At 69.4% G+C, this 6,927-nt stretch carries 7 protein-coding genes; 4 read left to right on the top strand and 3 right to left on the bottom strand.

Translation table 11 applies throughout. The features are described 5' to 3' along the window. Positions 1–994: alpha/beta-hydrolase family protein (locus ACAM49_RS37660; RefSeq protein ID WP_369640311.1), on the top strand; the 994-nt coding region annotated here is incomplete at its 5' end. Here the strand turns inward: ACAM49_RS37660 and ACAM49_RS37655 are convergent. The 3 genes from ACAM49_RS37655 to gatC form a co-directional block, all read right to left on the bottom strand. Then, positions 955–2,913, bottom strand: a complete 1,959-nt coding sequence (locus ACAM49_RS37655) for an ADP-ribosylglycohydrolase family protein (RefSeq protein ID WP_369640310.1) — start codon at positions 2,911–2,913, stop codon at positions 955–957. The two genes, ACAM49_RS37660 and ACAM49_RS37655, sit on opposite strands and share 40 nt — an antisense overlap. Positions 2,914–3,132: 219 nt before the next feature. Next, on the bottom strand, positions 3,133–4,602 hold the full coding sequence (gene gatA, locus ACAM49_RS37650) for an Asp-tRNA(Asn)/Glu-tRNA(Gln) amidotransferase subunit GatA (protein WP_369640309.1): 1,470 nt from the start codon (positions 4,600–4,602) through the stop codon (positions 3,133–3,135). Then, positions 4,599–4,898, bottom strand: coding sequence for an Asp-tRNA(Asn)/Glu-tRNA(Gln) amidotransferase subunit GatC (gatC, locus tag ACAM49_RS37645; protein ID WP_033087118.1), 300 nt, complete (start codon positions 4,896–4,898; stop codon positions 4,599–4,601). Before gatC ends, gatA begins: the two co-directional genes overlap by 4 nt. Before the next feature lie 243 nt (positions 4,899–5,141). Here gatC and ACAM49_RS37640 point away from each other — a divergent pair, with 243 nt between their 5' ends. The 3 genes from ACAM49_RS37640 to ACAM49_RS37630 all read left to right on the top strand — a co-directional run. Further along, positions 5,142–5,792, top strand: coding sequence for an amino acid-binding protein (locus ACAM49_RS37640; protein WP_369640308.1), 651 nt, complete (start codon positions 5,142–5,144; stop codon positions 5,790–5,792). 247 nt (positions 5,793–6,039) lie between these two features. Further along, complete coding sequence (locus ACAM49_RS37635) at positions 6,040–6,501, top strand: hypothetical protein (protein WP_369640307.1); 462 nt, start codon at positions 6,040–6,042, stop codon at positions 6,499–6,501. Between the two features lie 25 nt (positions 6,502–6,526). Next, positions 6,527–6,927: hypothetical protein (locus ACAM49_RS37630; protein ID WP_369640306.1), on the top strand; the 401-nt coding region annotated here is incomplete at its 3' end.

Here is a 6,927-nt window from a genome sequence, read left to right as displayed (position 1 = left end):
GGCTTGGACGGTTCCGCTGGTGGTCGCGGTGGTGGCCATCGCGCGTGGAATACGGTGGGTGGTACGGCGGTTGGGGCGGTGGCGCAGCCTGGCGGCGGGGGCGGCGTTGCTGGTGGCGGGGCAGTTGGTGATCGTGCCGACCGTGGTTGAGTGGCGGCGCGCGGCCTATGAGGCGGCCAATTCGTATGTGGATCCCGCACTGGTGCAGCCGGATTCGCCGACCCGGTCGGGTAGTCCGGTGTCGATGGCGACCTGGCCGTCGCTGGGCGCGCAGGGCCGCAAGTTCGTGGCGGGGACGCCCACGCGGGCGGTTCGCGTGTACGTGGGCCTGAATTCCGCGCCCGACCTGGATGCCCGGGTGGCGCTGGCGGTTCGGGAGTTGGAGCGCACGGGCGGGTTTCAGCGCCGGAATCTGGTGGTGACGGTGCCGACCGGGTCCGGCTGGATCGACAGCGATGCCGCCAAGGGCTTCGATCAGCGCTTCGGCGGGGATGTGGCGCTGGTCGGATTGCAGTACTCGGACGCGCCGAGCTGGGTCACCTTCGTGTTCGGCCGCAGTGCCGCCGAGCAGTCGGCAAAGGCGCTGTTCCGGGCCGTGGAGCAAAGGATTTCGACGCTGCCGGATCCGCCGAAGCTCTACATCTACGGTCAGAGCCTGGGCGCGCTCGGCGGCAGTTCGGTGTTCGCCGACGACGCCGACGAGGACGCCCGCACCTGCGGCGCGCTGTGGGCGGGCCCGCCCGCCGGGGAAGTCCATCACGGCCGCGCCGCCGTCCTGGCGAATGCCTCCGACCCCGTGGTGCATTGGTCCCCGTCACTGCTGTGGCGCGCACCGGATCTCACCGGCACCCGCCCGGATGCCCCTGTCCCCCACTGGATTCCGGTGGTCAGCTTCCTGCAGACCACCGCCGACCTACTGGGCGCGCTGGACGCCCCCGCCGGTCACGGTCACCGCTACGGCACCGACCAGGGCACGGTATTGCCGGACTGCTGAGCGGCGCCGCGGAATTCGCGCGCGTAGTCGGCGGCCAGCCGTTCGATGGCGGCCGCCGCGTCGAGCCGGGTGCGCCAGGCCTGCGGGATGGCCTGCACGCCGAGCCGCGCGCCCAGCAGGGAACCGCAGATCGCGCCGGTGGAATCGCTGTCCCCGGAGTGGTTGACCGCCAGCAGCACGCCATTGCGGAAGATCTGTTCCGGTGTGCCGCCCGCGTTCTCGGCGCACACCGCCGCGCAGACCGCCAGCGCCAGCGCCTCCGGGCCGATGACGCCGGTGCCCAGCGGCTCCAGCAGTCCGGGCAGCGGCATGGGCCGCCCCCGGAAGGAAACGGCGTCGGCCAGCCGCAGCGCCCGGTCGAGCGCGTCGGTGGTCTCCTCGTGCTCGCGGTGCCGGATCAACTGCGCCCGGGCCTGTTCCACCGCCGCCCGCACGTCCAGTCCCCGGCACAGTCCGAACACCATTGCCGCGAACGCCCCGGCGGGCAGCCAGGCGCCGGGATTGCCGTGCGTGAGCGCCGCGGCGTCACAGGCCAATTCGAAGGCGTAGTCCAGCGAGGGCGTGAATCCGCAGGGCGCGGACCGCACCACGGCCGCGCACCCCTTGGAATCGTTGATCGGATGTTCGCGCGTCCCCAGCGGCACCCCCGGCCGCTGCCGTGCCGCGACCCGCCGCATGGCCGAGATGGTGGTCTGGGTCGGCCCGCGATTGGTCATCAGCTCCGGGTATCCGGTGAGCCCGCTCTGCAACGGCACCCGCTGATCGGGCAGCGCCCCCTGCCCCTGCCCGCGCAACCACACCAGCAGGTTCTCCTGGATCATGCCCACGGTGGCGGCGGTCCCCGATTCCCGCACGCGCGCACCGCGAATGAGCGCCTCCATGGTGAACAGCGCCAGCTGCGTCTCGTCGGAAATCCGGCCCTTGAAGCCGCTGCCCTCCCCGGTGACACCCTGAATCCCGTAGCGCTGCTGGATGTTCGGCAGCAGCAGCGTCTCGATCGGCGCACCCAGCGCGTCCCCGATCGCGCCGCCGAACAGACAGCCGAGCACGGTGTCCTCGCGCGGCACCCAGTTCGAGGCGGCGGCCCGCGGGCGGCGGACCAGCGACACCGGTTCGGCCACGGTCTCCCAGGCGGTCTGCGCGAATTCGAAGCAGGTCTCGTAGCGGTCGCGCGGATCCTTGGCCATCGCCTTGCGCAGCACCGCGTCCAGTTCCGCGGGTAGCTCGGGCCGCAGCCGGCTGATATCCGGCGGCGGGGACTGCAGATGCCCGAGCATGACGGTCGCGATATTCGGCGCGTCGAACGGCCCGCGCCCGGTGAGCAGCCGGAACAGCGTGCAGGCCAGCGAGTATTGGTCCGAGCGCGGCCCCATGGGGTCGGAGGTCAGCTGTTCGGGCGAGGCGTAGGCGAGGGTGGCGTTGAGCATGCCGGTGCGGGTCAGATGCGCGGTGTCGTCGAGCACCCGCGCGATGCCGAAGTCGCTGAGCAGCGCCCGCTCGGTGAATCCGGTGCCGATGCCGCCCGAGCGCGACAGCAGGATATTGGCGGGCTTCACATCCCGGTGCAGGACGCCGCGCCCGTGCGCGTAATCCAGTGCGGCCGCGGTCTGCACGATGATCTCGACCGCCCGGTCCGGCGTCAGGTCGTGCGGATCGATGGAGGCGCAGTCCACGCCATCCACGTACTGCATGGCGATCCACAGCTGCTCGTCCTCGTCACCCCGGTCGTAGACGGTGATGATGTTGGGGTGGTCGAGCTGCGCGATGACATCGGCCTCGCGTTCGAAGCGGGTGCGGGTCTCGGTCTCCCCGAACATCTCCCGATGCAGCAGCTTGAGCGCGATCAGCCGAGGGAGCCGAGGGTGGCGGGCCGCGTAGACCGAACCCATTCCGCCACGGCCCACTTCGCGCTCGATCACGTAACCAGCGAAGACTTCGCCGCGTCGCAACATCCCCAAAGAAAACCCTTCACGCGCCGAATCAGAGTCAGCCTACCGGTCCGTACCGACGCGCCGCAGGCATTGGCGCCGCGTCAGGAAGTCAACCGCCCAGCCCCCATTCGAAATGCTGACAGCAGAAGGCCCCGCTGGTAAATACCAGCGGGGCCGAATTCCGTTGCGGTATGCCGATCGAATGGATCAGGCGATCGGGCCGCGGGCCGCCTCGTAGGCCGCGCCGACGCGGTACAGGCGGTCGTCGGCCAGCGCGGGCGCCATGATCTGGAGGCCGACCGGCAGGCCGTCGTCCGAGCTCAGACCCGACGGGACCGACATGGCGCAGTGCCCGGCCAGATTGGTGGGCAGGGTGCACAGGTCCGACAGGTACATGGCCAGCGGGTCGTTGACCTTCTCGCCCAACTTCCACGGGGTGAACGGGCTGGTCGGCGAGACCAGCACGTCGACGGACTCGTAGGCCTTGTCGAAGTCCCGCGCGATCAGGTTGCGGACCTTGTTGGCCTGGCCGTAGTAGGCGTCGTAGTAGCCCGAGGACAGCGCGTAGGTGCCGATCATGATGCGGCGCTTGACCTCCGGACCCAGCCCGGCCTCGCGGGTCATGGACATGACCTGCTCGGCGGAGTGGGTGCCGTCGTCACCGACGCGCAGGCCGTAGCGCATGGCGTCGAAGCGGGCCAGGTTCGAGGACACCTCGGACGGCAGGATCAAGTAGTAGGCGGGCAGCGCGTACTCGAAGTGCGGACACGACACCTCGATCACCTCGGCGCCCAGATCCTTGAGCTGCGCGACCGCGGCGTCGAAGGAGGAGATGACGCCGTGCTGGTAGGAGTCGGAGTGAAGTTCCTTCACCACACCGACTTTCACGCCCTTCAGATCACCCTTGGCGCCCTCGCGGGCGGCGGCGACCACCGGCGGCACCGGAACGTTGCGGGAGGTCGAGTCGCGCGGGTCGTACCCCGCGATGACCTCGTGCAGCAGCGCGGTGTCCAGCACGGTGCGACCGCACGGGCCGCCCTGATCCAGCGAGGACGCGCAGGCGACCAGGCCGAAGCGGGACACGGTGCCGTAGGTCGGCTTGGTGCCGACGGTCGCGGTGACCGCGGCGGGCTGGCGGATCGAGCCGCCGGTGTCGGTGCCGATCGCCAGGGGAGCCTGGTAGGAGGCGAGCGCGGCGGCCGAGCCGCCACCCGAACCACCCGGAATCCGGTCGGTATCCCAGGGATTGCGGGTCGGGCCGTACGCCGAGTTCTCGGTCGACGAACCCATGGCGAACTCGTCCATGTTCGTCTTGCCGAGGATCGGGATGCCGGCCTCGCGCAGCTTGGTGGTGACGGTCGCGTCGTACGGCGAGACCCAGCCCTCGAGCATCTTCGACCCGCAGGTGGTCGGCATGTCGGTGGTGGTGAAAACGTCCTTGAGCGCCAACGGAACACCCGCCAGCGGCGAGACGACCTTGCCGTCGGCGACCTGGCGGTCCACCTCGGCGGCGGTCAGCAGCGCCTGCTCACCGGCCACGTGCAGGAAGGCGTTGATCTCCCCGTCGACCGCGGCGATGCGCTGGATGTGCGCCTCGGTGACCTCGACCGAGGACACCTCACGCGCGTGGATCTTGTCCGCGAGCTCCGCCGCGGACAGCTTCGTCAGGTCGGTCATTCGCCCTCTCCCAGAATCTGCGGAACCATGAACCGCTGCTCCTCGACCGCCGGAGCCATGGCGAGCGCCTGCTCCGGAGTCAGGCAGGGCTGCTCCACGTCCGGGCGGGTGACATTGGTCTCCGGATTCGGGGAAGCGGTGGCGGGCACATCGGCGGCGGCGACCTGCGAGATCTGCGCGACGTGGGTCAGGATGGAATCCAGCTGACCGGCGTACAGATCGAGTTCGTCGTCCGTCAAAGCGAGCCGGGACAGCCGGGCGAGGTGAGCGACCTCGTCCCTGGAGATGGCGGGCACCGCGGGACCCCTTTCGGCATGGTTCGAGCTTGGTGATTGGCCATCCGACAGCCTAGTGGGTGTCCGCGGGCCACCGGTCGCAGGTGTGCGCCAGACCTGGCACCATCGATGTGTAACCGATGGGTAAGTGGTCCGCGCCACAGGGTTGGCTCGATTCGATAACCAGCTCTCGAGGGTGTAAGTATTGCGGGACTCGGGTACCCGTCCGAAAGTTTCGGTCGCACAGTAAAGAAAGGAAGGCACGTGTCATACCTGCTTCGCGTGCAACTTCCGGATCGCCCGGGCAGTCTCGGATCGCTGGCGCTGGCGCTGGGTTCGGTCGGCGCGGACATCCTTTCGCTGGATGTCGTCGAGCGCGGTGACGGATTTGCGGTCGACGATCTCGTGGTCGAGGTACCCCCGGGCGCACTGCCCGACACCCTGATCACCGCGGCCGAATCGCTGCACGATGTGCAGGTCGATTCGCTGCGCCCGTACTCCGGGATGCTCGACACCCACCGCGAGCTGGAGCTGATCGATCAGGTCGCCAATGCCCGCGACGATCGGCTGCAGGTGCTGGTCGACGGGGTGCCGCGGGTGCTGCGGGTGGGGTGGTCGACGGTGATCGATATGGGGCCGCAAGGGGCTTACCGCGTGGTGGGGTCGCAGAGCGCGCCCTCGACGCAGGCCGGGTCCGCGCCGTGGATGCCGCTGGAGAAGCCGGCGGTGCTCGACGGCGAGGGCGACTGGGTGCCGCAGCTGTGGAAGGACATGGACACCAAGCTGGCGGCCGCGCCGTTGGGGAACACCGGGAAGGTGTTGCTGCTGGGCCGTCCGGGCGGACCGGACTTCCGGCCGTCGGAGGTGGCGCGGCTGGGGTATCTGGCCGGGATCATCGCGACCGTGCTCGGCTGAGCCTTCTCGTGTAACAAGCTGAAGTCTTTTCTCGCACAGCGTTTTCACGCCTCCGTCGGAGTTTCGACGGGGGCGTTTTCGTGTTGCGGGGGGTGTGCCGGGTTCCGAAGTGTGACGGCAAATACGTAGGAACTTAGTAGATTCACAGCATTTATCTACTATTCGGCTACGTAGGACATCTACGGTCGTACTCAGTAGATAAGTCACCGACGTGACCTGAACCGGCAAGCAGGAAGGCAAAGACGCCATGCGGCAAGCCCATCGATCACGCCCGACCCTCCGACGGGTCAGCCTCATCCTGACCCCCCTCGCGGGCGCCGCCGCGGCGGTACTCGCCGCCGGACCCGCGACCGCCGAATCCCTTTCCCGCGAAACCAGTTCCAGCGACTCCCGCTCCACCGGAACACTCAGCGGCCGCGGCCTGACCGGCGACGGCCCCGGCGGCAACCCGCGCTCCAACAGCAACCCCGGCGGCATCGTGAACCACGGCAACGACCACACCGGCATCCACGCGAACGACCCGTTCGGCTACTACCACACCGATATGAATCCCGTTCTGCAGAACCAGCATCCGCGTGCCGTCGAGCCCGCCCCGGACCCCTACAACCTCCCGCTCAACAAGCGCGCCGGCAGCCCCGCCACCTGGAGCCCGTCCTACAACGCGGACGGCTCCTACACCGTCTGCCGCCCGCACGCCAGCTTCTGCTGACCGACGCCGAGACCGGGAGCCCGAAATGCCTACCGCCGCAACCCAACAGCTCCGCCGCGCGGCCGCCACGCCGATCGCCATCGCCGCCCTGACCGTGGGTGGAATGCCGCTCGCCGCAGCGGCGGAGGCCGAGCCCGGCGAACGCAAGTCCCGGGTCAGCGCCGGATGCCTCTGGGCGGGAACGACTTACGCGCAGAACAGCACGGTCTCCGCGGGCGGCACCACCTTCCGCTGCGGCACCGACGCGGCCGGGCCGTACTGGTTCGCGAACCAATCCGCGGGCCCGGCCCAGCCGGTCCCCAGCCCCGGCGCCCTCTCCTCCCCCATCGGCCAATTCACCCCCGGCGCAAGACAACCCGGCACCAGCTACAACGACTACTGCGTAGGCAACCAACTGATCCCCGGCACCGACGACATCTACCAGGT

The organism is Nocardia sp. JMUB6875 (genome assembly GCF_041154655.1).
In the GTDB taxonomy this organism is placed as follows: Bacteria; Actinomycetota; Actinomycetes; order Mycobacteriales; family Mycobacteriaceae; genus Nocardia.
Note: the sequence above shows the minus strand (reverse complement) of the source record. Positions and strands in the feature narration are given on the sequence as shown.

What these genes read in the sequence shown, in the direction of transcription:
- gatA (WP_369640309.1), bottom strand. Translation starts at nt 4,602, where the DNA reads ATGACCGACCTGACGAAGCTGTCCGCGGCGGAGCTCGCGGACAAGATC.
- ACAM49_RS37635 (WP_369640307.1), top strand. Translation starts at nt 6,040, where the DNA reads ATGCGGCAAGCCCATCGATCACGCCCGACCCTCCGACGGGTCAGCCTC.